The organism is Streptomyces sp. NPDC096105 (assembly GCF_044763335.1).
In the GTDB taxonomy this organism is placed as follows: Bacteria; Actinomycetota; Actinomycetes; order Streptomycetales; family Streptomycetaceae; genus Streptomyces.
On sequence record NZ_JBIWGC010000031.1, the window covers coordinates 23,889 to 49,493 of the forward strand.

Sequence of the window (25,605 nt, forward strand, 5' to 3'; positions counted from 1 at the left end):
ATCTGGTGTGGTCCGGCGGCCCACGCGGGCCGCTTGGGACGAGTCGTGCGGTGTCGGGTGTCGGGTGACACCGCCGGGGACGGCGCAATACCGCCGCCCCCGCCTGTGTCACAGCGCCCCTGCCGGTTCAGGGCTGCGGGACGAAGGTCCACGTCTGGATCGCGCCGGACGCGGCCGGCCGCTGGGAGAGCAGCCCCCCGTCGGCACCGGAGGCCAGGGTCAGCAGCAGGCCGCTGGACTTGGAGGTCAAGGTGTAACCGCCGTTCTTCCAGGTGGCGGTCCACCGCTGGTTCGCCGCCCCGCTGCACGGCCACTGGATGATGGCCGCCCCGGCCTGCTCGGAGTTGTCACGGACGTCCGCGCACAGACCCGAGTGCACGTTCCGCAGGGTGTAGGAGCCGTCCGCGGTGCGGGTGACCGTCCACTTCTGGTTGTTGCCGCCGTGCCACTTCCAGCCGTGCAACTGGGTGCCCCGCTCGGTGGAGTTGGCGGGCACGTCGATGGCCTGGCCGCCCGCGGAGATCTGGTGCACGCCGTTCGACGGCCCCGTGGGAGCGGTGCAGGCCGTCGTCGACTGGTGGGCGCCACGGTCGGGGACGCAGCCGGCCGTGACCGGGTTGCCGAAGTAGTCGCGGGCGCCGGGGGCGGCCAGGGGCCGGCCGTTGGCGAGCGCGGACGAACCGGTCCCGAGCCGGTAACCGTCCGCGTCGGCACGGGAGGTCGCGGTGCCCGGTGCGACGAGCTTCGGGTCGGCGGTCACCTTGTTCGGGTCGGCCGGCTCGCCGGCCGGGTGGTCGCCGTAGAAGACGTTCGAGTCGAAGGCCAGGCTGCCCGCGTTGATGTAGGAGGCCTCGGACGCGGCCACGTGGAAGATGTTGTTACTGAACACCGCGTTCGCGGCGCCCGACCCGTTGGCGTTGTTGATGATGTCGACCGGGCGGGAGAGGTAGAAGGTGTTGTTGTAGATCTGTGTGTTGCTGGTCTTGGCGCAGACCATGTCGAAGAGCTGTCCGCCGTCGTTCTGGCTGATGTTGTACCGCACGACGTTGTCGGCGGTGGTGGAGCCGGCGCCGTTGCACAGGAGGATGAAGCCACCCTCGTTGTCGTGGCTGTAGTTGTACTGGTAGACGGTGCCGATGTTGGCCTCGTCGATGTCCAGGCCCTGGCCGTCGCACTCGCTCTTGCCGCCGCTGACCTCGTTGAACTGGTACAGGGCACGGTTGGTGTTCCAGCCCCAGATGCCGGCCGCGCAATGGGCCGGTTCACGCTCGCGGAAGCCGTCGACCCTGTTGTGCTCGACGAGCGCGCCCTCGGTGTGGTGCGGCACGATCGCGTCACCGCCGATGTCGGTCACGGTGTTGCCGCGGATCACGACCCGGGTCTGCGGCGTCCAGGTGCCGCAGGTGGTGCCGCAGTTGGGGTTGTTCAGCTCCGGCCGGGTCATCCAGCGCGTCCAGAAGTGGATGCCGTAGCGGTCGACGGTCCGGACCGTGTTGTCCTCGACGACCACGTCGTCGAACCTGGTCGGCGTCGTGTGGCCGAGGACCTCGAAGAAGATGCCCGCGCTCGCGTCGTCGTCCTTCTTGGTCTGGTTGCCGTTCACGTCGTGCACGTCCAGCCCGCGGATCCGGTAGTACGTTCCCGTTCCGGAGTCGGTGCGGGTGATGTGGACGCCGCGCCGGGTCGCCGCGGTGTTCCCCTTGTTGGAGATGTCGAGGTCGGCGATCTCCCAGTACTCCTGGTCCGCGAGCCGGACCACGTCCGTCACCTGGCCGGCGCCCGCCAGCTTCGGCTTGGCGCCGTTGCCGTAGGCGCCGATCCGGATGGGGCTGCCGGGGGATCCCGAGCCCTTGGGGAAGAGCTGCTGCCCGGTGCAGGCGGAGCCGCGCTTGAGGAGGATCGCGTCACCGGGCTGGAACGTACGGGCGTTGACCGTGGACAGGGCGTTCCAGGGCCTGGCCTGGCTGCCGTCGCCGCCGGCGGCGGCACCGCAGTCCACGTGGAAGGTCTGGGCCTGCGCCGCCGCCTGGGCGGAGGGCGTGGCCCACACCGAGGTGAGGGGGAGTGACAGGACGGACAGGAGAAGAGTCAGTCTTCGGAGGCGCACGGTGTCTCCCTGCGGGGTCGCCGGACGAATGGGGAGCCGGGATGTGCTCGTGCACACCGGTCGGAGATGACAGAAGACGTCTGATGTCTTGACCACCGGACGGTAGGAGACGTGTCAGGACACAGTCAAGGGTGCGTGCCGCGCCTCTTTCCCGTGGTGCGGCCCATCCGTGCCGACACGGTTGGCATCGATAACAACGTCTGTCATAGTTCCCGTGGCGTGCTTCATGGGAGAGCCATGCCGCACCTCGGAGTCTCGTGTGTGACCCCGTGCTGATCACGGCACGCCCGGCTGCCGGACGCGGTGCAGCGGTTTCGGCGGAGGGAAGGGCTGGCCATGGCACCGATAACACCGGGGGATCGCAGTCCCGCCCGGAGGCCGCGCCTGGGCCGCTCCCGACCCGTTCGCTGCGGATTCCGGCGGGGTCCCCGCATCACTTCCGCGTCCATTCCGACCAGGCGGGCCGACCTGCCCGGGCGGGCCGCGGCCCCGGGCCTCACCGCCGTGGACCCGTACGTCCCGTGGAACGTCCACGAACCGCACCCGGGCCGCGACCGGTTCACGGTCCCGGAGCCGGCCGGCGGTTCCCTCACCCCGCCAGGGGCGGCCAAGGGGTTCGCGCGGGTCGACGGCCCCCTGCCCGGCCGTCACCGGGAGACCGGTCCCCGGCGCCCGCTCTGCCCGCCCGCACCGCTGCCGGGCGGGAACACCCTCACCCTGCTGGAACTCGAACGGCTGGGCGACCGGGTGGAAGTCCTCCGCCGGCCCGACCTCGGACCGGCCGAGGAGTACGCCGAAACCTCCTGACGAGCGAGAGGCGGAACCATGGCAACACCGTTATCCCGCCCATCCCGACGCAGACGTGTTCTGCGCCCCCGCGTGGCCGCCGCGGCACTGGTCCTCGGCCTGGCGGTGTCGGCGGGCACCGTCGTGCCCGCCGGCGCCGTGCTCTCCGTGTCCTCCGCGGCCGATGCGGTGACCGGCTCCGCGGCGACACCGGTGCGGCTGAGCCGGGGCGACCTGACCGTCACCGTGGCCGAGGAGTTCCCCCAGGCCATCTCCTACCGACTGGGCACGCGGACCCTCGGCGGCCGGGCGACCGCCCTGGACAGCTTCACTGTCAACGGCACCGCGCACCGCGCGACCACCACCATGAAGGCGGGAGGGAGCAGAGCCACCCACCTCCACCTTCGCGGACCTGCCCGGCCTCACTCTCGTGTCCACCCTCACGGTGACCGGGGACGCCACCGTCGTCTTCGCCGTGGAGAAGATCTCCGGCGAGGCCGCCCGGACGGTGCGCACCCTCGAGACACCCGGACACTCCCTCGTCTCCGTCGACTCCTCCGAACCGGGGGCCAACCTGGCCCGCACCAAGATCTCCGCGGACTCGACGACGACCGCCGACCGCTTCATCCGTCTCACCGGTGACACGGCCACGGACGAAGGACCCGTCGGCACGCCCTACGCGTTCGTGGGCAACGCACAGCTGTCCGCGGGCATCGTCACCAACGCGACCGAGGACTCGCCGCAGAACGACAACACCAACTGGAACACCCGACTGATCTCGCGGATCGTCGACACCGGGGACGGACGCCGCCGCGCCGAACTCTCCGCAGGCGTCCACACCCACGCGCCCCAGGGAGCCACCGACCCCCGCGTCGCCACCTACGAACTGCCCCGGGCGACCGTGGTCCTCGCTGCCGACGCCAACAGCGACGGCACGGTGGACTGGCAGGACGGGGCCATCGCCCACCGCGCGCACATGCGGCGTCCGCTCGGTGCGGACCGGGTGCCCGAGCGCGTGGTGCAGCGGATCCCCTTCAACTTCGCGAGCCAGGCCACGAACCCGTTCCTCAAGACGCTCGACCACACCAAGCGCGTCTCCATCGCCACCGACAACCTCGGGCAGTGGGTGCTGGAGAAGGGTTACGCCTCCGAGGGTCACGACTCAGCCCACCCCGACTACGGCGGCAACGAGAACGTCCGCGCGGGCGGCCGGCGTCCCACCCCACGGACGCCGGCCACCGCACACGCCGCTCAGCCCCTCATGTGCTGGGGCCTGACGAGGGTCGGATGACGCGGCTCGTCCCAGCGGCCGTCGTCCCCTCCGACGTCGGTCTTCAGGGCGCGGCAGGCCCACGGCGCGTCCGGGTACTCCGCCGTGCCGGGGGGACGGATCCCGTCGGAACGTGCCCGGTCCACGGCTTCCGCCGCCGATTCGGGCGCGAACGTCCACCACAGGGGACCGGGCCCGACGTGGATGTTCTCGTCCACCTCCCTCCGCCCCCGCCGCGCGTACCGGGCGATCTGGGCATCGGCCAGGCGGCGCACCCCGTCGAACGTCCACAGCAGATCCGTGGCCCGGGTCTGCGACGTCACCGCCTGCTCCAGCGGCGCAACCAGCGCCGGACCCGCGTCCGGTCGTGCCCGCTCCCGTCCCTCGCGCTCGGCTCGCCCGCCGGGTGAGGGACACGGCCGGCGGCGGGCTGCGGGAACGTCAGCGGTCGTACGACAGACCGTGTCCGGACGGGAAGAGGACCCGGGCCGGGTCGTCGGCGCGTTGGACGGGCACGGGAAGCGTGCCGCGGGGTCCGACCCGGCCGGCGATCACCCGGGCGGCGGCGCGCAGTTCGACCTCGGTCCAGCAGTAGGAGGCGAGGGAGGCGGGGACGCCGTCGAGGTGGGCGATGTCGTAGGGGTTGCGCACGGCGAGATGGACGACGGGAACGCCTGTCCCGAGCAGCCGGGACACCAGGGTGCGCTGGGTGCTGGCGGCGCCGACGTTGTCGGTGGTGACGATCACGGCGTCCCGCCCCCGTGCGGCGGCCACGGCCGCGTCGATCGTGGCCGTGTCGGGCGAGCGGCCGGTGGCGAGGTGGGCGGTGCTGTAGCCCAGCGCGTCGAAGGCCTTGGCCAGTTCCGGCACCGTGCTCCGGGTGCCGTCGGTGGGGAAGGCCGGGTCGGCGCCGACCACGAGCAGCTTCCGCTGCCGGCGGCGGAGCGGGAGCGTGCGGTTCTCGTTGACCAGCAGGGTGGTGGTGCGCTCGGCGATCCGGTCGGCGGCGAGGCGGTGCCGGCGGGCGCCGACGGTCCGGTCGACCTCCCGCGGGGAGGTGAGGGGGCTGCCGCTGAGGAGACCGGCCTTGTCCTTGACCCGGAGGATGCGCAGGACGGACTCGTCGAGCCGTTCCTCGGTGATCTCCCCGTCGCGGACGGCGGCCAGGACGCCGTGGTAGGCGACGTCGATGTCCGGCGGGAACAGCAACTGGTCGGCCCCGGCCTTGAGGGCGAGGACGGGCACGCGGTCGTCGCCGTACTTGGTGCGCACACCGGCCATGTTGAGGGCGTCGGTGACGATCACACCGTCGAACCCGAGCTCGCCGCGCAGCACGCCCTGCAGGATCGTGGGCGACAGGGTGGCCGGTTCGTTGCTCGGGTCGAGTGCGGGGACCTGGAGGTGGGCGGTCATGATCGAGTCGACGCCGGCGGCGATGGCGGCCCGGAAGGGCGGGGCGTCCACGCGCTCCCACTCCTCGCGCGTGTGGGTGATCACGGGCAGCTCGGTGTGGCTGTCCTGCCCCGTGTCCCCGTGGCCCGGAAAGTGCTTGGCGCAGGCCACGACGCCGGCTCCCTGGTAACCGGCCACCTGGGCCGCCACCATGCGGCCGACCTCACGGGCGTCGGCGCCGAAGGAGCGGATGTTGATGACGGGATTGGCCGGATTGACGTTGACGTCGGCGACCGGGGCGAAGTTCTGGTGGATGCCCAGGGCGGCGAGTTCGGTGCCCGAGATCCGTCCGGCGGTACGCGCGTCGGAGGGCGAGCGGCCCGCGCCGAGCGCCATCGCGCCCGGCAGCTGGGTGGCTCCGCTGCCGACGCGGACGTTGGCCCCGTGCTCCTGGTCGATCGAGATCAGGGAGGGGATGGGGGTGGGCAGGGCGAGCGAGGCCCGCTGCACACCGTTCGACAGCTCGGCCACCTGACGCGGGTCGTGGATGTTGTTCGTCCACCCCGAGAAGTAGATGACCCCGCCGAGGTGGTACTTGGCGATGAGCTCGGCCACGGTACGGACGCCGAGCTCCCGCAGATTGCGTTCCTGGTCGGCCTGGCTGGGAGAGGTCGCCGACGCGCCGTAGAAGTAGGGCACGAACAGCTGGCCGACCTTGGCCTCGACGCTCATCCTGGCGATGATCTTCTTCAAGCGCTTGTCACGCCCGTGTGCGGCGGCGGGGGCGGCTGTCACGCCCGCGAGACCCGTCGCGCCCGCGGCGACCACGGTCGCGGAGGCGAGGACGGAACGCCTGGACAGACTCCGGTCCTGCATGCGGACATGCTCCTTCCGGCCTCGGGGGCGCGGGAGTTGAGGGAAACACGAAGGGCTCCGAACAGCGGGCAACGTAGCCCGTGGAGGAGGAGGGGGACAAGAGGTCTAGACATAATTGGTCCAGACGAAGCGGAAGTCGCCTGCCTGTCTGCCTGCCTGCCACGTCCCCCGCCCTCCTGGTGGGCGCCCGTCCCTGCTGGTGTGCCCCGGAGCCGCCACTGCTGGTTGGTCGTGGTCGTCGATCAGCACCTCGCGGGTGCCGCCGGGCGCGTCCGGATCGGGGACCGTCGTGGTGATCAGGCGTGCCTCCCAGAACTGGCAGGCGCCCTTGAGCATCGGGTGGATCCGGCGCAGGTGCTCGGTGTCCCGGGTGTAGTCGTAGTGTTCGTACAGCGAGTTGCAGATCCACGCGTTGCCGGCCGGATGCCACCACCAGCCGTTGCCGCCCCAGACGTTGGTGGAGATCGCCACCGTCCAGCCGGCGACCTTCCCCGAGGTGTTGCGGAAGCCGTTGCGCGGGTCCTGGAAGAGGCGCTGCGTCGTGGCCGTCCAGCCCGGCAACTGCGCGAGGCAGTAGTCGGTGAAGGCGTCGAAGCACTCCGGCAGTCCCGCCCGGTCGGGCAGCCAGTAGTTCATCTGGACGTTGACGTCGGTGTGGTAGTCGGCCATCCAGTCCGGGTTGTTGCGGTCCACCCACAGGCCCTGCAGGTTGGTGGGCAGACTGCCGCGCGACCCGCGGATCGTCAGGTAACGGCCGAACTGCAGGTAGGCCGCCTCCAGCTCGGGGTCCGGCGTGGAGCCGGCGGCCCGGGCGGCGAGCCGTTCGGGGGTGTCCATGGCGTGCTGGGCCGGCGTCGACGCGCCGAGGTCGACGGTCATCCGCTCCTGCAGCCGCCGGTGGTCGGCGACGTGCGAGGCCAGGAGCGCGGTGCCCGCGACGGCCGCGGCGTCCTCGGCCTTCGTGCGGGCGACGGACAGGGGGACGACGCCGGCGTCCCGGTAGCCGGTGGCGTGGTCGGCCTTGTGGTCGGTGCCGCCGGAGACGACCAGCACGACCTCGGAGCAGCCGGTGAAGGTCACCTCGGCGCCGGAGGCCGAGAGCGTGCCGCCGGTGCCCGCCGCCTGGACCACGGCGGCGTAGCGGAGGGAGTTGGCGAGTCCGGCGGCGAAGGAGACCCTGGCGGCCCCCGCTTCGGCGGTGACGGACTCGCCGCGGGTGCCGGTCAGGGTCAGCGAACCGGTGTAGGAACCCCCGCCGCTCTGGGCGAGCCGGATCACCACCACGTCGTCCGGCACGCTCGCGTACACCTCGCGGGTGTACGTCGTGCCGCCCTGTGTGTACGAGGCGGTGACCAGGCCGTTGCTGAGGTCGAGCGTCCGGCGGTAGCCGCTGATCGCGCCGCTCGTGTGAGCCGGCAGATCCAGGTACGCCTTGGCCAGCAGTCCGAACGTACCGAAGGAGCCCGCGTCGTACGGGAACTGGCCCGCGGAGTCCAGTGCGGCGTTGGCGTGGCCCGTCCACAGGGTGGCGTCGGTCAGGTAGAACGCGTCGCGCGAGGAGCCGCCCGTCGTCAGGGCGCCGAGCCTGCCGTTGCCGACCGGCAGGCCCTGCTCGATGACCGAGCCCTCGGCGCCGGGCGAGGAGTACCGCAGCAGGACGGCCCGGTCCGCCGGCACCAGGGACAGCGGCGGCCGGGGCGCGGCCGCCGCGCGCGGAGTGAACTCGGGCAGCGCGGAGAGGGCGAGCAGCGCGCCTAACGCGGTCGCGCCGCGCAGCACGGCCCGACGGGTCGGCAGGGGAGGAGTGGTCGGCTGTTTCAGGCATGTGTCCGTCCCTGAAGGAGGGGCACCGGTCACGACGTGCTCGGTGACACATCGGATGAATGCTTGCCACGATAGAGAGAGGATGTACTCATGAACAAGGATGCGGCACTTCTACAGCCCACACATAGGATGTATCCGTCTGTCGGCGACTGAGAAGCACAGTCATTCATCCGATGTATAGTCGTCGCCCTGAGGAGGTGGTCACCGTGCCGGTCACCGATGAGGCGATCGAGAAGATCAAGGCGATGATCGTCGAGGGCGAGCTGCGCCCGGGGCAACGGCTGCCCAAGGAGGCCGACCTGGCCGGGCGGCTGGGGCTGTCGCGCAACTCCCTGCGCGAGGCGGTCAAGGCGCTCTCCCTGATCCGCGTGCTCGACGTGCGCCAGGGCGACGGGACGTACGTGACCAGCCTGGAGCCCGGCCTGCTGCTGGACGCGCTCGGCTTCGTCGTCGACTTCCACCACGACGACACGGTGCTGGACTTCCTCGAGGTCCGCCGCATCCTGGAGCCGGCCGCCGCCGCCATGGCCGCGCGGGCGATGCCGGAGAAGGACGTCGCCGAGCTGGAGAAGGTGCTCGACCGCCTCCCGCAGGAGGCGTCCCTGGAAGAACTCATCGCCAACGACCTGGAGTTCCACCGCCTGATCGCCTCCGGCGCCGGCAACCCGGTGCTCTGCTCGCTGATCGACGGGCTCTCCGGTCCGACCACCCGGGCGCGGATCTGGCGCGGGCTGACCGAGGAGGGCGCGGTGGGACGCACCCGGGACCAGCACCGGGCGATCTACGAGGCCGTCGCCGACCGGAACCCCGAGCTGGCCCGGTCCTGGATGACGGTCCACGTGGCGGGCGTCGAGCAGTGGCTGCGCGGCACCCTCGGGGGCGACCGGCCCGTGCTCTGACGGCACGTCGGCACGGCGCCCCCTCCCGGGTCCCCCCGGCTCCCGCCGGTTCTCTCCGGGGCCTGGGGGGAAAACAGGCGGGCGGGCCGGAAGTCAGGACGTCCGCGTCCCCGCACCGGGCGCACCCGCTTCGGACGGTCCGGCGCCCCGCAGCCCGTACAGGCGGACCGCGTTGTCGTGGAACACCGCGTCCCTCTCCGCGGGGGACAGCCCCGCCGTGAGCGTGTCCGCGGTCCGGACGACCGTCGCGTAGTCCGCCCGCAGGGTGCAGACCGGCCAGTCGGACCCGAACAGCAGCCGCTGGGGACCGAAGGCGTCGAGGGCGGTCCGCGCGTACGGTTCGAGGTCCTCGGTCCGCCACGCGCCGGGGGCGGCCTCGGTGACCAGGCCGGAGAGCTTGCCCACGGTGTTGGGCAGGGCGGCGAGGCGGCGCAGGCCGGCGGCCCAGGGTTCCAGCGCGCCCGTGGCGATCGGGGGCTTGCCGAGATGGTCGAGGACGAAGGTCAGCCCGGTGAGCCGGGCCGCGGCCTCCGCCGCGGCGGCCAGGTGACGGGGCTTGACGACGAGGTCGTAGACGAGCCCGGCCGCGGCGACGGCCGTCAGCCCGCGCTGGACGTCCGGGCGCAGCAGCCAGCGCGGGTCCGGCTCCTCCTGCACCTGGTGGCGGATGCCGACCAGCCGGTCGCCACCGGGCTGTTCACGCAGCGCGGCGATCGCGTCGGCGACGTCCGGTGCGGTGAGGTCGGTCCATCCGACGACCCCCGCGACCAGGCCGCTGCCGGCGGCGAGCGCCAGCAGCTCGGGCGTCTCCCCGGGCACGCAGACGGTCTGCACGACGACCGTGCCGGACACGCCCGCCGCCCGCGCCTCGGCGGCGAGGTCCCGGGCCGAGAAGGACCGGGCGAGCGGGGCGAGGGCATCGCCCGTGATCCACGGCTGCGGCCGGACCGCGAGGTCCCAGACGTGATGGTGCGCGTCGATGATCCGCCGGCCGGTCACAGCTCCCACACCACCGGGAGACCCGCGTCGGCGCCGCCCTCGGAGTAGTCGTGGACGACGTCGAGGAGATCGGCCATCCGCGCCTGCCAGGCCACGTTGACCGGGAGGTGTTCCAGTTCGGCGAGCAGCCGGGCGTAGTCCTCGCACTCCAGCAGGTGGAACAGTTCGCGGCCGCTGCGCCAGATGGTCCACGAGGTGACGCCCGCGGCCCGGATGGCGGCGGTGAGCTCGGCGGGCACCTCGCGGTGGGCGGCCTCGTACTGCGCGACGCGGTCCTCGCGTACGCGGGTGTGCAGGGCGATCCTCATGGCTGCTCCGGGTGGGTGGGGCCGACGACGACGACGTCCAGGGTCCGCGGTCCGTGCACGCCTTCGACCCGGTCGAGTTCGATGTCACTCGTGGCGGAGGGCCCGGAGATGAAGGTGAGCGGCCGGACGGGGTCGAGCCGGGACAGGGCGTCGGGAACGTCGGGGACGATCTGCCCGGCGTGCACGACGCACAGGTGGTAGTCGGGGACGAGGGTCAGGGCGCGCCGCCCCTGCCCGGGACCGGCGTCGAGGACGATGGTCCCGGTGACGGCGATGCCGCAGGCGGCGAGTGTGATCGTGCCGTCCAGGGCGTCCAGGGCGGGCACGTCCAGTGGTTCCGCGTGCCACGACCAGGGGCCGGCGGGCAGCATCGTGTCGGGGAAGAGGCGCGGCAGGGCCAGCTCCCGGACACCGCGGCGCGTGAGGACGCCGGCGAGGGTGCCGGTCAGTCCGGCCCGGTCGGTGCGGACGACGGTGGCACGGTAATCGGCGACCCGCTCGGCGAACAGGGAGACGACGTCCTGGTCCGGCGCGGTGTGACTGCGGCGGTAGTCCCGCGGGACGGGGACGTCGTCGGGGACCTCGGTGGCCGGTACGTCGGCCAGTGCGGCGCGGATGCGGCCGAGAACGGCCTCACGGCTGCTCAACGCTCCCCCTCCTTGCTCTCGTTCGTGTTCTCGCCGCTCTGGCCGTGTCCGCCGTTCTCGCGGTTCTCGCGCCACCACCGGCGGAAGGACTCCGCGGGCGGCGCGGGGGTGTCGCGGGTGGCGGACCAGCCGCGCAGCGGTCCGGGCAGCCGGCCGATGCGGCCCCGGCGGGCGACGGCGCGGCCGGCGGCGCCCGCCGCCCTCTGGACGGCGCCGAACAGACGGGGGGAGCCGAGGACGGCGGCGGCCGCCCTCATCGCCGCCGCCTCCGCCGTCGGGAGACGCTGGGCGGCCCGCCGGGCCTCGACGGCCTCGGCGCGCAGGTGGGCCAGCACCTCGGGAATGTCGATCTTCACCGGGCAGGCGTCGTAGCAGGCGCCGCACAGCGTCGAGGCGAACGGGAGGGACGCGGCGTTCTCGACGCCGACGAGCTGCGGGGTGAGCACGGCGCCGATCGGACCGGGGTAGACCGAGCCGTACGCGTGGCCGCCGGTCCGTTCGAAGACCGGGCACACGTTGAGACAGGCCGAGCAGCGGATGCAGGCGAGGGCCTGGCGGCCGACGGTGTCGGCGAGGGTGTCGGTACGGCCGTTGTCGAGGAGCACCAGGTGGAACGCGTGCGGTCCGTCGCCGTCGGTGGTGCCGGTCCAGGCGGAGGTGTAGGGATTCATCCGCTCGCCGGTGGACGAGCGGGGCAGCAGTTGGAGGAACACCTCCAGGTCGCCGAAGGTGGGCACGACCTTCTCGATGCCCATGACGGTGATCAGGGTCTGCGGCAGGGTCAGGCACATGCGGCCGTTGCCCTCGGACTCCACGACGACGACCGTGCCGGTGTCGGCCACGGCGAAGTTCGCGCCGGAGACGGCGACCTTCGCGGCCAGGAACTTCTGCCGCAGGTGGCGCCGGGCCGCCTCGGCGAGGTCGGCCGGGTCGTCCGTGAGGCCCTCCGGCGCCGGACGCCCCCAGCGGCCCATCTCGGCGGCGAACAGATCGCGGATCTCGGTGCGGTTCCTGTGGATCGCGGGGACGAGGATGTGCGAGGGGCGGTCGTCGCCGAGCTGGACGATGAGTTCGGCGAGGTCGGTCTCGTAGGCGGTGATCCCGGCCCGGGCGAGATGCTCGTTGAGACCGATTTCCTGGGTGGCCATCGACTTGATCTTGACGACCTCCCGCTCACCGGTGGCCCGCACCAGCTCCGTGACGACGCGGTTGGCGTCGGCGGCGTCGGCGGCCCAGTGGACGGTGCCGCCCGCCGCCGTGACGGACTCCTCCAGCCGCACCAGGTACCGGTCGAGATGGCGGGCGGTGCGTCGCTTGATCGCGGCGGCCGCGTCGCGCAGCGCCTCCCAGTCGTCCAGCTCGTCCGCGACGGCCTGCCGTTTGCCGCGGATCGTGGAGGTGGCCCGCTTCAGGTTGGCGCGCAGCCGGCCGTCCTCGAGCGCGCTCCTGGCGGCCTCGGGGAAGGAGGGAGAACCGAGCCAGACGACGCCGCGGTCCGTGGGGCCGTTCATCGGGGAACTCCTTCGCGGTGCGCGAGGATCTCGGCCAGGTGCAGGGTGCGTACGGCGCTGTCCCGGCGGGAGAGACCGCCGCCGATGTGCATCAGGCAGGAGTTGTCGGCGGCGCACAGCACCTCGGCGCCGCTGTCCAGGACCCCTTGCGCCTTGTCGGCGAGCATCGCGCCGGAGGTCCCGGCGTTCTTGACCGCGAAGGTGCCGCCGAAGCCGCAGCACGCGTCGGCGGCGGGGAGGTCGACCAGGTCGACGCCCTCGACGGCCCGCAGCAGGTCCAGCGGACGGTCGCCGAGCCGCAGTCCGCGCAGCGAGTGACAGGTCGGGTGGTACGCGACCCGGTACGGGAAACGCGCCCCCACGTCCGTGACGCCCAGGACGTCGGTGAGGAACTCGGTGAACTCGTGGACCCGGGGCGCCAGGCCGGCGACCCCCTCCTGGAGCGCGGCGGACCCGTGGTCCCGGGCGAGCACGGGGTGGCTGTCACGGATCATCCCGGCGCAGGAGGCGGACGGGGTGACCACGGCGTCGTACGCGGCGAAGGTCCGCGTGAAACGCTCCACCAGCGGGACGGCCTCCGGCCGGTAGCCGGTGTTGAAGTGCATCTGCCCGCAACAGGTCTGCTCCCACGGGAAGTCGACGGTGTGGCCGAGCCGCTCCAGGACACGGACCACGGCCCGGCCGGTGTCCGGGAACATGGTGTCGTTGAAGCAGGTGAGGAACAGGGCGATGCGCATCAGTCGGTGTCCTGGGGGGTGGGTACGTAGGCGGGGAGCAGCCCGCGTTCCTTGAGCTCCGCCCACAGCGCGTCCGGGACCGGGCGGCCGAGCAGGGCGGCGGCGTCCTGGACCTCCGCCGCGCTGCGGGCTCCGGTGAGGACGCTCGTGACGGCCGGGGACCCGAACGGGAAGTGCAGGGCGGCGGCGCGCAGCGGTACCCCGTGCCGCTCGCAGACCGTCTGGAGCTCCAGTGCCCGGGACAGCGTCCCGAGGCGTGCCGGGGCGTAGTCGAAGGTGGCGCCGGGACGCGGATCGGCGAGCAGGCCGGAGTTGAAGACGCCTCCGACGACGACGCCGACGCCCCGCTCGGCGGCGAGCGGCAGCAGGTCGACGAGCCCGGACTGGTCCAGGAGCGTGTAACGGCCCGCCAGCAGGACGGCGTCGACGCCGGTCTCGCGGACGAAACGGGCGAGCGGAGCGGCGTGGTTCATGCCGGCGCCGATCGCACCGACCAGTCCCTCGTCGCGCATCCGCTCCAGTTCCGGGTACGCCTCGTCGAGCGCCTGCTCCATGTGGTCGTCGGGATCGTGGAGGTAGGCGATGTCGATCCGGTCCAGACCGAGCCGCTCCAGGCTCTCCTCGACCGACCGGCGCACACCACGGGCGCTGAAGTCCCAGCGCCGGCGGTGGGTGGCGGGGACGGCGAAGCCGTGGGCGAGATCGTCGCCCGCGGCCGACGGGGCCGGCTCCAGGATGCGGCCGACCTTGGTGGACACGGCGTACGCGTGGCGCGGCCGTGCGCGCAGGGCCGCGCCCAGACGGCGCTCGGACAGCCCGAGACCGTAGTGCGGGGCGGTGTCGAAGTACCGGACGCCCGCCTCCCAGGCGGCGTCGACGGCGCGTGCGGCCTCCTCGTCGGTGACGGGGGTGAACAGGTTGCCGATGCCCGCCGCGCCGAAGGCCAGTGTGCTGATCCGTACGGCGCGGTTCCCGAGCCGGTGGTGACGCGGGGTCACGGCTGCGGCTCCGGTCGCAGCCGCAGGCCGGCCATGCCGCCGTCGACCGCGAGGGCGGTGCCGGTGGTGCTGCCGGCGGCGGGGGAGGCGAGGTGGACGATGGCGGCGGCCACCTCCTGCGCGGTCACCAGGCGCCCGGTGGGCTGGCGTGCGTCGAGCGCGGCGCGCTCGGCGGCCGGATCGGCGGCGGCGTCGAGCAGGCGGCCGACCCACGGGGTGTCGACGGTGCCGGGATTGACGCAGTTGACCCGGATGCCCGCACGGACGTGGTCGGCGGCCATGGCCAGGGTGAGGGACAGGACCGCGCCCTTGCTGGCCGAGTACAGGGCGCGCTGCGGCAGTCCCGCGGTGGCGGCGACGGAACAGGTGTTGACGACCGAGGCGGAGGAGGAGCGGCGCAGGTACGGCAGGGCGGCCCGGGTGGTGCGGACGATGCCGAGGACGTTGACGTCCAGCACGCGGTGCCACTCCTCGTCCGCGTTGTCCTCCACGGTTCCGACCGCCCCGACACCGGCGTTGTTGACCAGGATGTCGATCCCGCCGAGCGCCTCGGCGGCCCCCTCGACGGCGGCGCGGACGGCGCGGTCGTCGGTGACGTCGGCGGTGAAGCCGCGCAGGGGAGCGGGCACGCCGCTCGGGTCGCGGTCGAGGACGGCGACGTCCGCGCCGTGCTCGGCGAGCAGCCGCGCGGTGGCGAGGCCGATGCCGGAGGCGCCGCCGGTGACGACGGCGGTGAGTGAGGCGAGAGCGGTCGTCATGCGGGGACCTCCGTGTCCTGGCCGGGCACGCCGGCGGCCGTCGTACCGGCGCCCGCCGTGGCGGCCTCCGCGGCGTCGGTGACCCAGAACGTGCCGTGCGGATAGGTGTACATGTCGATGCTGGCCTGCTTCATGGCGGCCGAGAAGCCGGGCGAGGCGGGGGGCCGGTAGTGGCCGTCGGCGATCACCACCGGGTCGAGGAAGTGCTGGTGGAGGTGGTCGACGTACTCGATGACACGGTTCTCGGTGGTGCCGGTGAGTGCCACGTAGTCGAACATCGAGAGGTGCTGGACGAGTTCGCACAGACCGACGCCGCCGGCGTGCGGGCAGACCGGTACGCCGAACTTGGCGGCGAGCAGCAGGACGGCGAGGTTCTCGTTGACTCCGGCCACGCGTGCGGAGTCGAGCTGGAGGACGTCGACGGCGCCGGCCTGGAGGAGCTGCTTGAAGACGATGCGGTTCTGCACGTGCTCGCCGGTGGCGACCTTGACGGGGTGGACGCCGCGCCGGATGGCGGCGTGGCCGAGGATGTCGTCGGGGCTGGTGGGCTCCTCGATCCAGTACGGGTCGAACTCCGCGAGCGCCCGTGTCCACGCCACGGCCTCGTCGACGCCCCAGCGCTGGTTGGCGTCGATGGCCATCCGGAAGTCGGGACCCACGGCCTCGCGGGCGGCGCGGCAGCGGCGGATGTCGTCGTCGAGGTCGGCGCCGACCTTGAGCTTGATCTGGGTGAATCCCTCGGCGACGGCCTGCTGGGCGAGACGGGTGAGCTTCTCGTCGGAGTAGCCGAGCCAGCCCGGCGAGGTGGTGTAGGCGGGGTAGCCGCGGCGCAGCAGCTCGGCGGCCCGGTCGTCGGCGCCCTCCCTGCCCCGGCGCAGGAGCTCCAGGGCTTCGTCCGGGGTCAGGGCGTCGGTGAGGTAGCGGAAGTCGACCTGGGAGACGAGCCAGGCGGGGTCGGCGTCGGCGAGGAACCGCCACAGCGGCTTGCCCTCACGCTTGGCCGCCAGGTCCCAGACGGCGTTGACGACGGCGCCGATGGCCATGTGCATCACGCCCTTCTCCGGCCCCAGCCAGCGCAGCTGGCTGTCGCCGATCAGGTCGCGGTAGAGCGAGCCGGGGTCGGCGCACAGGTCGGCGACGGGCCGTCCGACGACGTGCTCGCGCAGCGCGTCGATGGCGGCGACCTGGACGTCGTTGCCGCGGCCGATGGTGAAGGTGAAGCCGTGGCCCTCGTGGCCGCCCTCCGTGGTGCGCAGGACCAGGTAGGCGGCGGAGTAGTCGGGGTCCGGATTCATCGCGTCGGACCCGTCCAGCTCCCGTGAGGTCGGGAAGCGGATGTCGTAGGTGTCGACGGCGGCGATCCGCGCGGGGGTTGCGGACAACTCGGTGCCTTTCACGCGTTGATGAACTTCTGCCGCTGGGTGCCGAGACCGTCGATGGACAGTTCGACGGTGTCGCCCGCGCGCAGATAGGGGGTGCCGGGCAGGCCGAGGGCCACGCCGGCCGGGGTGCCGGTGTTGATGACGTCGCCGGGGCGCAGCACCATGTACTGGCTGAGGTACCAGACGAGGTACGCGACGTCGAAGATCATGTTCTTGGTGCTGCCGTCCTGGCGGACCTCGCCGTTGACGGACAGGCGCAGGCCGAGTCGCTGCGGGTCGCCCACCTCGTCGGGGGTCACGAGCCAGGGGCCCAGCGGGTTGAAGGTCTCGCAGGACTTGCCGAGGTCCCACTGCGCGGAGTACTCGAGCTGGAACTCCCGCTCGGAGACGTCGTGACTGACCGCGTAGCCGGCGATGTGACCGGCCGCTTCGTCGGGGCCGGACAGATAGCGGGCCTCGGCGCCGATGACGACGGCGAGTTCGACCTCCCAGTCGGTCTTCACCGAGCCACGGGGGATGTGCACCGCGTCGCAGGGGCCCACGACGGTGGACGGGTCCTTCATGAAGACCACCGGCCGCTCGGGGACGGCCGCGCCGGTCTCCTCGGCGTGGTCACGGTAGTTGAGGCCGACGCACACGACCTTGCCCGGGCGGGCGACGGGGGCGCCGATCCGCCGGCCCGCCGTGTCCAGGCGCGGCAGGGATCCCCCGGCCAGTGCCCGCCCGGCCCGTTCGATCCCGCCGGAGGCGAGGAACGTCCCGTCGATGTCGGCGGTGACCTCCGCCAGCGAGAAGGCGACGCCGTCCTCGCCGAGGACCGCCGGCGTCTCCCGGCCCGGTTCCCCGACTCGCAACAGCTTCATGTTCTTCTCCTGTCGTCGCTTGTGGAGGCCCAGGTCCTCCGTCGATCAATACATCGGATGACTGGCCGGGCTCGACCATACGAGCGACCGGCGACCCTCCGCAAGGAGACATCCGACCTCTCTGTGTGCGCACCTGGTCGCCCCTGCGGCCGTATGGGCAGTTGAGCACCATTCGTTCACCCGTCCTGACGTGCATCCGCGACCCGTACGTCACGATTCAAATTCGTCTGACGTCTCCTCTTGCAGCCCAAGTTGCCGACTCGTAAGGTCCACGATGCCGCAAGCCATCCGATGACTCAGCAGCCGCGCTCCTTGGCAGACCTGCCGGGACGCCCCACCTCCCAGCCGTCGGCGGGGGAGCGCGCCACTCCCGCACGCCGGTCCGTCGACCCGGCTCCCACTCACCTCGGCCGAGGCACCGGCCGTCCCAGCCAAGGAGATCAGCACCATGAAGCCTCGCTCCTCCAGAATCGCGGCCGCGGCCGCCACCGTGGCCGTCCTGGCGGGGTTCACCACGGCCTGCAACCGCGACGGCGACTCCGCCTCCGCGAACGGCGGCACGGCGAAGATCGGCATCGACCTGCCCCGCGCCGACTCCGACTTCTGGAACTCCTACGCCCAGTACGTCGACCGGGAGACCGGCACCCAGAGCGTGAGCGCCCTGCCGGTGAGCAACTCCCAGAACGACGTGACCAAGCTGGTCGCCAACGTCAAGGTCTTCCAGAACACCGGCGCCAAGGCCGTCGTGATGGCCCCGCAGGACACCGGCGCCATCGCCTCCACCCTGGACCAGCTGGCCGCCGAGAAGATCCCGGTGATCAGCGTCGACACCCGCCCCGACAAGGGCGACGTCTACATGGTGGTCCGCGCGGACAACAAGGCGTACGGCACCAAGTCGTGCGAGTACCTCGGCGAGCAGCTCGGCGGCAAGGGCAAGGTGGCGGAACTCCAGGGCGCCCTCAGCTCCATCAACGGCCGTGACCGCTCCGAGGCGTTCGCCGCGTGCATGAAGGAGAAGTTCCCCGGGATCGAGGTGATCGAGCTGGCCACCGACTGGAAGGGTGACGTCGCCTCCGCCAAACTCCAGTCCACCCTGGCCGCCCACCCCGACCTGGACGGCATCTACATGCAGGCCGGTGGTGTCTTCCTGCAGCCCACCCTCTCCCTGCTCAAGCAGAAGGGCCTGCTCAAGCCCGCCGGCGAGCCCGGCCACATCACGATCATCTCCAACGACGGCATCCCGCAGGAGTTCGACGCGATCCGCCAGGGCCACATCGACGCCACGATCTCCCAGCCCGCCGACCTCTACGCGAAGTACGCGGTGTACTACGCGAAGGCCGCCGCCGAGGGCAAGACCTTCAAGCCCGGTCCCACCGACCACGGCTCGACCGTCATCGAGCTCCCCAACGGCCTCGAGGACCAGCTCCCCGCCCCGCTGGTGACCAAGAAGAACGTCGACGACAAGGCCCTGTGGGGCAACAACGTCAGCAAGTGACCCCCTGAGCACCTCCTGAACACCTCTGAGCGGTGGCCCCGGAAGCACCTCGTCCCACGCCTTCCGGGGCCACCGCCCACGAGCCCCTCCGCGGAAAGGACAACCCGCCATGGCGGACCCCAGCCCCATCCGGGGCCCCGTCGTCGAGGCCGACGGGATCAGCAAACACTTCGGCGCCACCGTCGCGCTCAGTGACGCCCGCCTCTCGGTCGCGCCCGGCGACGCACACGCCCTGGTCGGCCGCAACGGCGCGGGCAAGTCCACCCTCGTCTCGATCCTCACCGGCCTGCAGAGCCCCGACACCGGCACCCTGCGCTTCGACGGCGAGCCGGCCCCGGCGTTCGGCGACACCGAGGCATGGCGTTCCAAGGTCGCCTGCGTCTACCAGCACTCCACCGTCATCCCGTCCCTAACCGTCGCCGAAAACCTCTTCCTGGACCGGCAGAGCGCCGGCGCGCTGCGCCCGATCAGCTGGAAGCGGCTGCGCCTGCGCGCCGTCGAACTGCTCGCCGAGTACGGCGTGGACGTCGACCCGACCGCACGCGCCATGGACCTGAGCGTCGAGCAGCGCCAGTTCGTGGAGATCGCCCGAGCCCTGTCGTTCGGCGCCCGGTTCGTCATCCTCGACGAACCCACCGCCAAGCTCGACGCCCGCGGCATCGACCGGCTCTTCGGCAAACTGCGCGCCCTGCAACAGCAGGGCATCGCCTTCCTCTTCATCTCCCACCACCTGCAGGAGGTCTACGACCTCTGCACCACCGTCACGGTGTACCGCGACGCCCGGCACGTCGTCACCGCGCCGGTCGCCGAACTCGACCGGCACGCCCTGGTCGAGGCGATGACCGGGGAGAGCACGCGGAGCGTCGCGCCCGCCTGGTCCGTGACCGGCGCCGCGCGCTCCGGCGGCGAACCGCTGCTCGAGGTCTCCGGGCTGAGTCTGGACGGCGCCTACCAGGACGTCTCCGTGACCGCCCGCTCCGGTGAGGTGGTGGGGCTGGCCGGGGCCGCGGCCAGCGGCAACGTCCAGTTCGGCGAGACCCTCGCCGGCCTGCGCCGCCCCCGGGCCGGCACGGTCACCGTCGCGGGCCGGCGCCTCCGCACGGGCAAGGTCCCCGCCTCGCTCGCGGCCGGCATCGGGTTCGTTCCGGAGGACCGGCACATCCAGGGCCTCGTCCCGCACCGCAGCGTCGCCGAGAACGCCACGCTGACCGTCACCGATCAGCTCGGCCCGTTCGGCATGGTGCTCCCCTCACGGACCCGGGCCTTCGCCCAGCGGATGATCAACGACCTCGACATCAAGACCCCGGGCGCGACCACCCAGGTGTCCGCGCTGTCCGGCGGCAACCAGCAGAAGGTCGTCATCGCCCGCGCGCTCGCCACCGAGCCGCACGTCCTGGTCGCCGTCCGGCCGACCAACGGCGTCGACGTCAAGTCCAAGGAGTCCCTGCTCGGCACCGTCCGCGAGGTCGCCGACGCCGGCAGGACCGCTCTGATCGTGTCCGACGAACTCGACGACCTGCGGGTCTGCGACCGCGTCCTGGCCATGTTCCACGGCCGTGTCGTCGCCGAGTTCGGGCACGACTGGAGCGACGAACAACTGGTCGCCGCCATGGAGGGCATGGCCGACCCGACCGACACGAAGGACAGCCATGACCCCCACCACTGAGGTCGGCACCACACCGGCCGCTGCCGCCCCGGCGCCCACCGGGCGCCGCATCGAGTTCGCCCGTTTCCGCGACCTGTCGCTGGTGCCGGTCCTGCTCGTCCTGTGCGTCATCGGTTTCGTGGTCTCGCCCGCCTTCCTGACGTCCGACAACCTGCTCGGCGTCGGACAGCAGGCCACCGAGCTGAGTCTGCTGGTCCTGGCCCAGGCCCTGATTCTGATCTGCGGCCGGATGGACCTCTCACTGGAGTCCACGATCGGCGTCGCCCCGGTCATCGCCGTCTGGATGGTCCTGCCCGACGAGGGCGCCCGCTTCCTCGGCCTCGGGCTGTTCCCCGGCTGGGCGGCCATCCCGTTGTGCCTGCTGGTCGGCGCGCTGATCGGCGTGATCAACGGCTTCCTCATCCTCAAACTGCGGCTCAACGGCTTCATCGTCACCCTCGGCATGCTCACCCTGCTGCGCGGACTCCAGGTCGCCGTCTCCGAGGGCCAGTCGATCGTCAACCTGCCCGGTTCCTTCACCTACCTCGGCCGCGCCTCCTGGCTCGGGGCGCCCGCCGGCATCTGGATCTGCGCGCTGCTCTTCCTGATCGGCGGCAGCGCGCTCGCCTGGCTGCGCCACGGCCGCGCCCTGTACGCGATCGGCGGCAACGCCGAGGCGGCCCGGGCGGCCGGCATCCGGGTCGACCGGATCGTGTGGGTCGTCCTGATCGTCGGCAGCCTGCTCGCCGCCTTCGCCGGCATCCTCTACACCGGCCACTACGGCTCCATCTCCGCGGACCAGGGCAACGGCTGGATCTTCCAGGTCTTCGCCGCCACCGTCATCGGCGGCGTCAGTCTCAACGGCGGCCGCGGCACCCTGTTCGGCGCCCTCACCGGTGTGCTGACCCTCCAGCTCGTGGTCAACGTCATGACCCTGGCCGGCGTGCCGCCGCTGTGGAACCAGTTCCTCAACGGCGCGATCATCATCGTCGCACTGATCATCTCCCGCTTCGCCTCCGGCGAGAAGCAGGAGTGACGGGGGCTGCCGGGCGGGCGGGACGGGCGGGCGGGACGAGGCCCGGGCCCCGTCCCGCCCGCCCGTGGCGCACAGCAAGAGACCCGCGGGTGACCCCCTGTCGGGGACAGGCGTGTGACAGCGCCGGTGACGGGGCGAGAGACCTGCCCGGGGACATCCAGGCGGGGCCTCTGCCCGGCGTCATGAGGCCAAGCCCCACCGGAGCGCTCTGGTGAGGCTTCGCCGTGAGCTCGGCTGGGCTCGCACGCAAGACGCGTCCGGCTCCCCTCCCGTCCGGGTTCCTGCTCCGTGCGTGAGGACGTCGGATCTGCGGGCGCAGCCGCTCCCGGCATCGCAGCCGTGAGAGGGCGGTCCCCGCACCGTGACCAGGCCATGCGACGCGGGGATCAGTCCCGTTGAAGCAGGTGGTGGTGCGTTGCCGAGCGGTCCCCGCCGGGCGCCGCCCTCGTGCACCGGACGTTTGCTCAGATCCTCCCGCTCGCCGCCGCCGGGGCGGGTGCGTCCCGCAGGCCGAGGCGCTGGTGCTCGACGTGGTGGAGAGCCTGTTCCAGCAGTTCGGCGACGTGGTTGTCGTAGAGGGCGTAGATGACCGAGCGGCCCCGGCGTTCCCCGGTCACCAGGCCGAGGGTGCGCAGCAGGCGCAACTGGTGGGAGCAGGCCGACTGTTCCATGCCGACGGCATTGGCGAGCTCGGTGGCCGCGCACGGGCCTTCTTGCAGGCGGGCGAGGATGCGCAGCCGGGAGGGCGTGGCCAGTGCCTGGAGGGTCGCGGCCACATCGGCGGCGCCCACTGTCTCCAGGCGTTCGCGTGCGGTGGCAGTGGTTTCGGCGTCAGCTCCATGGCCCATGGGCTCCATCCTACGAACACGTTCCCATGAACACATGAACGACTTTTCATCTTTTTCTGTATGGTGAGGCGGAGCGGTGGCCGGGTGTCCGGACCGCCGCCGTTCCATCCTGCCGTCGTGAAGAACTGACCGCTCCGATGACCTCCGTGCTTGCCTCGCCCACGGCGGACCGGCCCGCGCGCCCGCGCACCGGCGAAGGCCCCAGGCGCAGGACGCGGGTCCTCGCCCTGCCCGAGGTGCGCTGGGCGGCGGCGGCCACGATCCTCTTCCTCCTTGCGCTGCCGCTCCAGACGGCAGGGGCGTCGACGCGGGTGCACACGGACCCCTCGCCGGCGAACCGGTGGCGCGGTTCGGCCGTATCGGCGCACTGGTGTGCGCTGCGCCGTGGGACACTCGGCCACCCCGCCCCGGCAGCGTCGACTACGCCGCCTCCGGCGAGGTCCACCGGGCCGGCCCCGCGGAGGCGGTGCGGGCATGCCGCCCATGGGCACGGGGTCATCACGCGTCCGAGAGCTGGAGCGCCGGAGCCGTCGCGCTGGTCGCCGGCCGGGCTGCCCGTACCCACCCCACCGAGGGTCGGGCCGGCGCTGTCTTCCCCGGGGGACCACACCGCTGCCTGGAGACCGCCTGCACGACATCGCGCAGTGAGCACCGGCTTCTCGACCGTCCCCCTGCCTTGGAACCGGCGGAGACCGGCGAGCCGGACGAGCGCGTGGTCATCCGCTGGACGCGGTGCGCCCGGGTCCGTGATCCGCCGGGTCGTGAAGGGGCGACCGCGCCGCGGAGCCGGACTCGGCGGCTGGCCACTGATCAGGAGAAACGTGCGTACGGACGTACGTGTGGCGCGGTGGCGGACCTTGCTCCCGCGGACGGCGGCTGTTCCGGACGCCTGGGGCGTGCCGGCCCGTACCGGCCGTCACCGCCCCACGGGATCGCCGTCGGCACCGTCGTTCCGGACGCGCAGTGTCATGTGGCCGCCGTGGTGCAGAGGTGTGCTCAGCCGCAGACGGGCCGCCTCGTGACCGGTCTCCGCGTCGACGATGTGCACCTCGCCGTGGCCGCCCCGGGTGACGGCGATCCAGTCGGAGCCCGGTGAGGCGGCCACCGCCCGGCGCTGGACGCCCTCCCAGGGGGTGCCACCGCGACGCGGAGCGCCGTCCATCGCGGGCAGGGGGCAGCGGCGGACGACATCGTCGGCGCCGAGAAGGATCAGCTCGTCGCCGTCGGGGTGGACACGGGTGAAGGCGGTGTGGTGCCGGGCGAGGGCCAGCCGGAAGACGAGTCCGGGGCCGAGTTCCGTGAGCAGCGTGCGGCCTGTCCCCAGGTCGTGGTGCCATGCCTGGTTGGTCCACTCCGGCCATCGCAGCGGGTTCGGGGCGCCGCCCCGCAAGGTGGTCCACAGCGCCTGCCGCCGGGTGTCGAGTCGGAGGTACCAGCCCCGGGCGGGCGATCTCCACGGAATGACCGCCTCGGCGGTGAGCGCGTCGCCTTCCCTCCGGGCCTGGTGCACTCCCTGTCCCGTGGCCGCGAACACGTGCTCCGAGCCGGGTGCCTGTGCGTCTCCGTGTCCGTCGTCCGGCAGCGGCAGGGATGCGTGAGGGGTGACCGGAGGGCAGCCCGGCGGCGCCGTGAGGAGGTCCGCGAACCGGTGGACGGCCAGTGCGCCGGGTTCCCGGTGGCGCAGCACGACCAGCGGGTCGGTCCCGCCCAGCACGGTTACGCCCGGTTCACCGACGCGCGTGCGGACCCGCGCGGCTTCCCCGGTGACCAGGTCCAGGACCGTCAGCAGGTCCGACCACGGTTCGCTGTTCTTGCCGAGGCCGGTCGTGACGGCCAGTCGGCGGCCGGACGGGTCGCAGGCGAGATGCTCGGCCGGCACGGCGACCGGGACCGTGCGCTCCACGAGCTTCTCGGCGAAGGGATCGAGCACCAGTAGTTCCCCGCGGCGGTCGTCGACGCAGGCCACCCGCCCTCCCGGAAGCGCCAGGAAGCCGGCGTGCTCGGAGAGGTGACGGCCGGTGAGGCGTCCTGTCAAGACGCCGTCCGGCACGGTCAGCAGGTGTACGGCTCCGGCCACATGGTCGGAGACGAGCAGGACGGGTGTGGCAGTGGGCACGAGTCCTCCAGAAACCGGTTTTGTGAAAACGATTATCATGTATCTTCAGTGCGTTCCCGGCACCTGAGAGAAACGAGGGCATCGATGCTGCGCTCACCGTCGAGATTCGTCCGCAGTTGGCTCACCGCAGCGGCGGTGGGTTCGCTCCTGGTCGGTTGCGGCTCGTCCGCCGAGGAACCCGCGAACGACAAGGCCGAGCCCCCGGCGAAGACGGAGGTGACCGTCGAACCCATCAAGGCGTCGACGGAGTTGACCGACACCAACGGCGCCAGGATCTCCCTGAAGAAGCAACCCGAGCGGATCGTCTGCCTGTTCGCCCTGTGCGACGACATCCTGACCGAGCTGGGCATCGTCCCGACGGCCACCAACAGCGCGCTGCTCGCCCACCCCGACTTCCTGGGGGAGGAGAGGGCCGAGGAGGTCGACGTCATCCCCGGCGGCTTCATCGCCCCGGAGGTCGAGGCGATCCTCTCCCACAAGCCCGATCTCGTGATCGGCCTCGGGGACACCCACGGCAAGCTCGCCCCGGCGCTCAAGGGCGCCACCACGTTCTGGGCCATGCAGCCCGAGACGTGGCAGGACAGCGTGGGCTACCTGCGCGACGTCGCCGCGCTCACCGGCCGCACCGCCCAGGGGGAGAAGGCGGAGAGGACCTTCCGGACGAAGCTCGCCGCGGCCGAGAAGGCGCCGAGCGACAGGACCGCGCTCGTCATCTACGGCAGTGACGAGAACTTCGGTGTCGCGACGCCCGAAGGGGACGTGGCCGCCAGCCTGTTCCCCAAGATCGCCGACTATCCGTGGAAGTCCCGTGGTGTGGAAGGCAGTTACTCCCTCGAAGAGATCCTCGCCCAGGACGTCGACGTACTCTTCGTCGAGACCCTGAGCTTCGGTGAGGCAGACGGCAAGCTGTCGGAGAAGCTGGCCGAGAACCCGCTCTGGGGCAAGATCCCGGCAGTGAGGAACGGTGACGTCCACGAGGTGAACTCAGAGGTGTGGGCCAAGGGGCGCGGCACTCGCTCGCTGGGCATCGTCCTCGACGAGGCCACGGCCGCGCTGCGGTGAGGCCGTCCCTCCCGGAGCCGGCGGCGGCCGATCGCGCCGCGGCGCA

Annotated in this window: 22 protein-coding genes and 1 pseudogene; 8 read left to right on the forward strand and 15 right to left on the reverse strand. The window is 72.2% G+C overall.

Going from position 1 to position 25,605, the window contains the following annotated elements; translation table 11 throughout:
• Window positions 1-127: 127 nt before the first annotated feature.
• Window positions 128-2,107 (reverse strand): RICIN domain-containing protein, encoded by a 1,980-nt coding sequence (locus tag ACIQ8B_RS31100; protein ID WP_403551450.1) that lies wholly within the window; start codon window positions 2,105-2,107, stop codon window positions 128-130.
• A 504-nt stretch (window positions 2,108-2,611) separates the two neighbouring features.
• Between ACIQ8B_RS31100 and ACIQ8B_RS31105 the strand changes: the two genes are divergently transcribed.
• The 3 genes and pseudogenes from ACIQ8B_RS31105 to ACIQ8B_RS31115 all read left to right on the forward strand — a co-directional run bounded on the left by ACIQ8B_RS31105 (window position 2,612) and on the right by ACIQ8B_RS31115 (window position 4,184).
• Window positions 2,612-2,914 carry a hypothetical protein gene (locus ACIQ8B_RS31105; protein ID WP_403551452.1) on the forward strand — a complete coding sequence of 101 codons (303 nt, stop codon included), beginning with the start codon at window positions 2,612-2,614 and terminating at the stop codon, window positions 2,912-2,914.
• A gap of 18 nt (window positions 2,915-2,932) precedes the next feature.
• A pseudogene (locus ACIQ8B_RS31110) lies at window positions 2,933-3,205 on the forward strand (hypothetical protein); the annotation flags it as partial.
• A 118-nt stretch (window positions 3,206-3,323) separates the two neighbouring features.
• Window positions 3,324-4,184, forward strand: coding sequence for an endo-alpha-N-acetylgalactosaminidase family protein (locus ACIQ8B_RS31115; RefSeq protein WP_403551454.1), 861 nt, complete (start codon window positions 3,324-3,326; stop codon window positions 4,182-4,184).
• Here ACIQ8B_RS31115 and ACIQ8B_RS31120 read toward each other — a convergent pair.
• The 3 genes from ACIQ8B_RS31120 to ACIQ8B_RS31130 all read right to left on the reverse strand — a co-directional run bounded on the left by ACIQ8B_RS31120 (window position 4,145) and on the right by ACIQ8B_RS31130 (window position 8,210).
• A complete protein-coding gene (locus tag ACIQ8B_RS31120; protein ID WP_403551456.1) occupies window positions 4,145-4,486 on the reverse strand; it encodes a hypothetical protein in 342 nt (113 codons plus the stop codon). The genes ACIQ8B_RS31115 and ACIQ8B_RS31120 overlap by 40 nt on opposite strands.
• Before the next feature lie 118 nt (window positions 4,487-4,604).
• Window positions 4,605-6,431: a glycoside hydrolase family 3 protein gene (locus tag ACIQ8B_RS31125; protein WP_403551458.1), complete on the reverse strand. Its 1,827-nt coding sequence runs from the start codon at window positions 6,429-6,431 to the stop codon at window positions 4,605-4,607.
• Window positions 6,432-6,536: 105 nt separating this feature from the next.
• Window positions 6,537-8,210: a glycosyl hydrolase family 95 catalytic domain-containing protein gene (locus ACIQ8B_RS31130; RefSeq protein WP_403551460.1), complete on the reverse strand. Its 1,674-nt coding sequence runs from the start codon at window positions 8,208-8,210 to the stop codon at window positions 6,537-6,539.
• A gap of 251 nt (window positions 8,211-8,461) precedes the next feature.
• Between ACIQ8B_RS31130 and ACIQ8B_RS31135 the strand changes: the two genes are divergently transcribed.
• Window positions 8,462-9,154 carry a FadR/GntR family transcriptional regulator gene (locus ACIQ8B_RS31135; RefSeq protein WP_106416132.1) on the forward strand — a complete coding sequence of 231 codons (693 nt, stop codon included), beginning with the start codon at window positions 8,462-8,464 and terminating at the stop codon, window positions 9,152-9,154.
• A gap of 93 nt (window positions 9,155-9,247) precedes the next feature.
• Here the strand turns inward: ACIQ8B_RS31135 and ACIQ8B_RS31140 are convergent, their stop codons facing one another.
• Genes ACIQ8B_RS31140 through ACIQ8B_RS31180 form a run of 9 tightly spaced genes read right to left on the reverse strand, consistent with a single transcriptional unit; the run spans window position 9,248 to window position 17,357 of the window.
• Window positions 9,248-10,162: an amidohydrolase family protein gene (locus ACIQ8B_RS31140; protein WP_403551462.1), complete on the reverse strand. Its 915-nt coding sequence runs from the start codon at window positions 10,160-10,162 to the stop codon at window positions 9,248-9,250.
• Window positions 10,150-10,461 carry an L-rhamnose mutarotase gene (locus tag ACIQ8B_RS31145; protein WP_106411240.1) on the reverse strand — a complete coding sequence of 104 codons (312 nt, stop codon included), beginning with the start codon at window positions 10,459-10,461 and terminating at the stop codon, window positions 10,150-10,152. The genes ACIQ8B_RS31140 and ACIQ8B_RS31145 overlap by 13 nt, the downstream gene beginning before the upstream one ends.
• A complete protein-coding gene (locus tag ACIQ8B_RS31150; RefSeq protein ID WP_403551464.1) occupies window positions 10,458-11,108 on the reverse strand; it encodes a lactate utilization protein C in 651 nt (216 codons plus the stop codon). The genes ACIQ8B_RS31145 and ACIQ8B_RS31150 overlap by 4 nt, the downstream gene beginning before the upstream one ends.
• Window positions 11,105-12,619, reverse strand: coding sequence for a LutB/LldF family L-lactate oxidation iron-sulfur protein (locus ACIQ8B_RS31155; protein ID WP_403551466.1), 1,515 nt, complete (start codon window positions 12,617-12,619; stop codon window positions 11,105-11,107). Before ACIQ8B_RS31155 ends, ACIQ8B_RS31150 begins: the two co-directional genes overlap by 4 nt.
• Window positions 12,616-13,356: a (Fe-S)-binding protein gene (locus ACIQ8B_RS31160; protein ID WP_403551468.1), complete on the reverse strand. Its 741-nt coding sequence runs from the start codon at window positions 13,354-13,356 to the stop codon at window positions 12,616-12,618. The genes ACIQ8B_RS31155 and ACIQ8B_RS31160 overlap by 4 nt, the downstream gene beginning before the upstream one ends.
• A complete protein-coding gene (locus ACIQ8B_RS31165) occupies window positions 13,356-14,354 on the reverse strand; it encodes an aldo/keto reductase (RefSeq protein ID WP_403551470.1) in 999 nt (332 codons plus the stop codon). Before ACIQ8B_RS31165 ends, ACIQ8B_RS31160 begins: the two co-directional genes overlap by 1 nt.
• On the reverse strand, window positions 14,351-15,112 hold the full coding sequence (locus ACIQ8B_RS31170; protein WP_290011475.1) for an SDR family NAD(P)-dependent oxidoreductase: 762 nt from the start codon (window positions 15,110-15,112) through the stop codon (window positions 14,351-14,353). The genes ACIQ8B_RS31165 and ACIQ8B_RS31170 overlap by 4 nt, the downstream gene beginning before the upstream one ends.
• On the reverse strand, window positions 15,109-16,494 hold the full coding sequence (locus tag ACIQ8B_RS31175; RefSeq protein ID WP_403551472.1) for an L-fuconate dehydratase: 1,386 nt from the start codon (window positions 16,492-16,494) through the stop codon (window positions 15,109-15,111). Before ACIQ8B_RS31175 ends, ACIQ8B_RS31170 begins: the two co-directional genes overlap by 4 nt.
• Before the next feature lie 11 nt (window positions 16,495-16,505).
• Entirely contained in the window at window positions 16,506-17,357 is an 852-nt protein-coding gene (locus ACIQ8B_RS31180; RefSeq protein WP_290011472.1) for a fumarylacetoacetate hydrolase family protein, read from the reverse strand.
• Window positions 17,358-17,805: 448 nt separating this feature from the next.
• Between ACIQ8B_RS31180 and ACIQ8B_RS31185 the strand changes: the two genes are divergently transcribed.
• From ACIQ8B_RS31185 to ACIQ8B_RS31195, 3 genes are all read left to right on the forward strand, one after another.
• On the forward strand, window positions 17,806-18,852 hold the full coding sequence (locus tag ACIQ8B_RS31185; RefSeq protein WP_403551475.1) for a sugar ABC transporter substrate-binding protein: 1,047 nt from the start codon (window positions 17,806-17,808) through the stop codon (window positions 18,850-18,852).
• A gap of 109 nt (window positions 18,853-18,961) precedes the next feature.
• A complete protein-coding gene (locus ACIQ8B_RS31190; protein WP_403551477.1) occupies window positions 18,962-20,518 on the forward strand; it encodes a sugar ABC transporter ATP-binding protein in 1,557 nt (518 codons plus the stop codon).
• The gene (locus ACIQ8B_RS31195) at window positions 20,502-21,533 is read left to right on the forward strand and encodes an ABC transporter permease (protein WP_106411230.1); all 1,032 of its coding nucleotides are present in this window, start codon (window positions 20,502-20,504) and stop codon (window positions 21,531-21,533) included. Before ACIQ8B_RS31190 ends, ACIQ8B_RS31195 begins: the two co-directional genes overlap by 17 nt.
• Before the next feature lie 464 nt (window positions 21,534-21,997).
• Here ACIQ8B_RS31195 and ACIQ8B_RS31200 read toward each other — a convergent pair whose 3' ends face one another.
• Together ACIQ8B_RS31200 and ACIQ8B_RS31205 are read right to left on the reverse strand one after the other, a co-directional pair.
• Window positions 21,998-22,381 (reverse strand): helix-turn-helix transcriptional regulator, encoded by a 384-nt coding sequence (locus ACIQ8B_RS31200; RefSeq protein ID WP_290002815.1) that lies wholly within the window; start codon window positions 22,379-22,381, stop codon window positions 21,998-22,000.
• Window positions 22,382-23,297: 916 nt separating this feature from the next.
• A complete protein-coding gene (locus ACIQ8B_RS31205) occupies window positions 23,298-24,497 on the reverse strand; it encodes a hypothetical protein (RefSeq protein WP_403551480.1) in 1,200 nt (399 codons plus the stop codon).
• Between the two features lie 84 nt (window positions 24,498-24,581).
• Between ACIQ8B_RS31205 and ACIQ8B_RS31210 the strand changes: the two genes are divergently transcribed.
• On the forward strand, window positions 24,582-25,559 hold the full coding sequence (locus ACIQ8B_RS31210; protein ID WP_366252249.1) for an ABC transporter substrate-binding protein: 978 nt from the start codon (window positions 24,582-24,584) through the stop codon (window positions 25,557-25,559).
• The last annotated feature ends 46 nt before the right edge of the window (window positions 25,560-25,605 follow it).

Excerpts from the sequence above, each read along its gene's own strand:
- ACIQ8B_RS31125 (WP_403551458.1), bottom strand. The coding sequence starts at position 6,431 with ATGCAGGACCGGAGTCTGTCCAGGCGTTCCGTCCTCGCCTCCGCGACC.
- ACIQ8B_RS31145 (WP_106411240.1), bottom strand. The coding sequence starts at position 10,461 with ATGAGGATCGCCCTGCACACCCGCGTACGCGAGGACCGCGTCGCGCAG.
- ACIQ8B_RS31155 (WP_403551466.1), bottom strand. The coding sequence starts at position 12,619 with ATGAACGGCCCCACGGACCGCGGCGTCGTCTGGCTCGGTTCTCCCTCC.
- ACIQ8B_RS31160 (WP_403551468.1), bottom strand. The coding sequence starts at position 13,356 with ATGCGCATCGCCCTGTTCCTCACCTGCTTCAACGACACCATGTTCCCG.
- ACIQ8B_RS31170 (WP_290011475.1), bottom strand. The coding sequence starts at position 15,112 with ATGACGACCGCTCTCGCCTCACTCACCGCCGTCGTCACCGGCGGCGCC.
- ACIQ8B_RS31180 (WP_290011472.1), bottom strand. The coding sequence starts at position 17,357 with ATGAAGCTGTTGCGAGTCGGGGAACCGGGCCGGGAGACGCCGGCGGTC.
- ACIQ8B_RS31185 (WP_403551475.1), top strand. The coding sequence starts at position 17,806 with ATGAAGCCTCGCTCCTCCAGAATCGCGGCCGCGGCCGCCACCGTGGCC.
- ACIQ8B_RS31190 (WP_403551477.1), top strand. The coding sequence starts at position 18,962 with ATGGCGGACCCCAGCCCCATCCGGGGCCCCGTCGTCGAGGCCGACGGG.
- ACIQ8B_RS31195 (WP_106411230.1), top strand. The coding sequence starts at position 20,502 with ATGACCCCCACCACTGAGGTCGGCACCACACCGGCCGCTGCCGCCCCG.
- ACIQ8B_RS31200 (WP_290002815.1), bottom strand. The coding sequence starts at position 22,381 with ATGGGCCATGGAGCTGACGCCGAAACCACTGCCACCGCACGCGAACGC.
- ACIQ8B_RS31210 (WP_366252249.1), top strand. The coding sequence starts at position 24,582 with ATGCTGCGCTCACCGTCGAGATTCGTCCGCAGTTGGCTCACCGCAGCG.